Genomic DNA, 3,327 nt, shown 5'->3' on the forward strand with positions numbered 1-3,327 from the left:
GCCACGTCCCACCCGCCGAGTACGAGGCGCTACACGCGATAACCCACCCAGTCACCGCACCCCTGGAAACCAGCTAACCAACTCTCCATCAAACCTGGGGCTTGACATTCGTGTTACCGACACCAACACCACCTGCTGCAAGACGGTTGCTTCGCAGTCCGGCGCGACCACTAACGGATTCAACCTGTACTACGCCCCCGCAAGCAAACAGTGGGGCTTCTCCATGTACCACGCCGACACCACCTCCACCACCGGCGGATTCGCCTTCGCCCCCGCCAAAACCAACACATGGACTCACCTGGCAGCGGTCTACGACGCCGGCGACAAACAGATGCGGCTCTACGTCAACGGCACTCTTGCCGGCACGACCCCGCACACCTCGACCTGGAACGCCAGCGGACAGTTCCACGTCGGCTGGGCCCGATGGGGTTCAGGATCCACGAACAGCGGCCCTGGTCACGTGGCTGACCTGCAGGTATTCGACCGGGTCCTTGTCAATCACGACTTCACCGGCCAACTTGCCTCGGATCCCACGTCGGGAGGTTTCGACGAACCAGGCATCCTCGCGCCACCGCAGGTAGGGATGTGGAACTTCGACCTGGCGCGGGATTGCATGTTCGCGGATCTTCGTGACGCGTGTGACGCACGCGATGGCACCGGATTTGAGCGCTGGCTGGCGCTCAGCCGCGGCGCGGACATCGCCTCCGGCAACCGGGGACTGGGACTGCACCTCGACAACCGATACTTCCCTGAGGAAGACCCCGAGAACAGCGAGGTGACCCAAGAGAGCGGGCGCACCGCCTTCAAGACGGGCCTCACCCCACCGGATATCGACGGCAACGAGTACACCATCTGGCAGGACACGCCCGTACTCCGCACCGACCAGTCGTTCACCATCTCGGCGTGGGCGCGGGTGGACCGGCTCGACATGACACAGACGCTGCTGGCGCAGAACGGGCCGACCAACAGCGGGTTCACCCTTCAGTACGACCCTAGTGGCGGTGGCACATGGAAGCTGAGCGTTCTGCCCACTGCCGCAGCGACGAGCACCAGCCAAGCCACCGTCCTGACCGCTCCCGCACCTGGCGCGAGCAACGCCTGGCACCACCTCGCTGCTGTGCTCGACGTCGAACGCCGCCAATTAAGGCTCTACGTTGACGGAGCCCTCGCCACCACCACCGACATGCACGTGGCGTGGCAGCCGTGGCAGGCGAGCGGGCCACTCGCCGTCGGCGTCGCAAGGCTCAACGGCGTGGCCACAGAGCCGCTCTTCGGCAGCATCGACGACATCTCCATCTACCAGGGCGAAGTGAGCAGCACTTTCATCAATGCCCTGCACAACAGTCAGGTCGTCGACCATGGGTAGGCCTCGAAGGTCGCCAGTCACCTGGCTTCGCGCGAGCGTGGGTACGCCCGCCGCCGGATGCCGTCCGGACCTACCCGATCACAAGTCACCTCAACATGTGGTGGAGGCCACGGTGCCTGACGCAGCAGGTGGTAAGACGCGGTTCAACCCGACCCCGCACCGCAGGAGCCGGCAACGGCAAGGGCGAACCCTGCTCTCCGGCGCTCTCTGCTGCTCGCTGATCGGTGGGCTGCTCGTCGGCACTCCCACCCAAGCCGAAGCAGAACCTACACGCCTCACCGCACAAGTCGAGAAACTCAACAACCACGGTGGGCACGTCCGCGGGAAGGCGTGGCCGTACACCCCCCAGAAACGCACGCCTGCCCCCACGCCGGCATGGCCCGTACCGGGTACCGCCCAGGTGACCCTGCCCACTACCCACTCCCGCGCCACCGAATCCGTGAAGGCCGGAACCCTGCCCGTGCAGGTTGCTCGCGCTGACTCACGCAGCGCGGCCCTCTCCGCGGTGACCGTGCAGGTCCTTGACCGGTCCGCCCTACCGCCAGGGTGGCGCGACAGCCTGCTGCTGCGCGTCGGCACTCCTGCCGACAGCCCGGCGACAGGATCCGCGAAGGTGTCGGTGGACTATCGCGGCTTCCGCCACGCATACGGCGCTGACTGGGCCTCACGGCTTCAGCTCTGGCACATACCCGAATGCGCGTTGAAGACCCCGAACGTGCCCGGGTGCGTCGCCAAGCCCCTCCCGTCGAAGAACAACAGCGCCGCGGGCACAGTCACGGCGACCGTGTCGATGAAGCCAGTACGCGGTAGCGGTACGCCCACTGCCGAGGCCCCGACAACGCGCGACGCACCGACAGCAACCGCTGGCGGAACGCTTCTCGCCGTTGCTGCCGGCCCCTCCGGCTCATCAGGCGACTTCAGCGCCACCCCGCTGTCCGCCTCGGCGACATGGTCGTCGGGCGGCTCGTCGGGCAACTTCTCCTGGTCATACCCGATGCGCGTCCCACCCGCGATCGGCGACCTGAAGCCCAACCTGGCAATCTCGTACTCGTCATCCAGCGTCGACGGCCGATCCGAGGTCAGCAACAACCAACCGTCATGGGTTGGCGAAGGCTTCGACTACTGGCCTGGCTACATCGAACGCCGCTACGTGCCCTGCATGGAAGACATGGACGGCAGCCCCAGCAACACCATCAAGACCGGTGACCTGTGCTGGCGCTCGGACAACGCCGTCATGAACCTCAACGGCCACGGCGTCGAGCTGATCTACGAGGCGGGCAAGGGCTGGCACGCCCGCGACGAGGACGCCTCCCGAATCGAGAAGACTACGGGCGCCGACAACGGCGATAACAACGGCGAAGGTTGGAAGGTCACCACCTCCGACGGCACCCAGTACTTCTTCGGCCTCCACCACTTGCCCGGCAACACCTCCACCACCAACTCGGTATGGACCGTGCCCGTTGCCGGAAACCACACCGGCGAACCCTGCGACGCCGCGACGTTCGCATCGTCGTTCTGCGACCAGGCATGGCGCTGGAACCTCGACTATGTCGTGGACGTGCACGGCAATACCATGTCGCACTGGTACACCCGTGAGACGAACAAGTACGCACGGAACTTGAGCAACAGTGACGCCGCGTCGTATGTACGAGGCGGCTACCTGACCCGTACCGACTACGGCACCTGGGACCGCAGCGCCACCGACCGCTCCGTCACCCCGATCGCCCAGGTGCAGTTCGAGGCCGCGAACCGCTGTCTCACCAGCAACTGCGACGCCCACGACGCCACCAACTGGCCAGACACCCCATGGGACCAGGAGTGCACCGGCGACTCTTGCCCAGGCCAGTACGCGTGGGCTTGACCCGATGGGAGTGTCAAGTTAACGGCTGATCTTGGTTGTTGAGGTGGTCAGTGGTTGGCCGGGGTGAGCCGGCCCTCGAAGGCGATCTGGAAGGCGTTCA

At 65.6% G+C, this 3,327-nt stretch carries 2 protein-coding genes; both read left to right on the forward strand.

Annotation, left to right across the window (positions count from 1 at the left end; translation table 11 throughout):
• A partial coding sequence (locus tag ACZ6O2_RS36370) for a LamG domain-containing protein (RefSeq protein WP_466026196.1) occupies positions 1 to 1,366 on the forward strand: 1,366 nt, incomplete at its 5' end.
• 400 nt (positions 1,367 to 1,766) lie between these two features.
• On the forward strand, positions 1,767 to 3,227 hold the full coding sequence (locus ACZ6O2_RS36375) for a hypothetical protein (RefSeq protein WP_466026197.1): 1,461 nt from the start codon (positions 1,767 to 1,769) through the stop codon (positions 3,225 to 3,227).
• Positions 3,228 to 3,327: the final 100 nt, after the last annotated feature.

It is taken from the genome of Micromonospora sp. NPDC048040, from assembly GCF_055587185.1.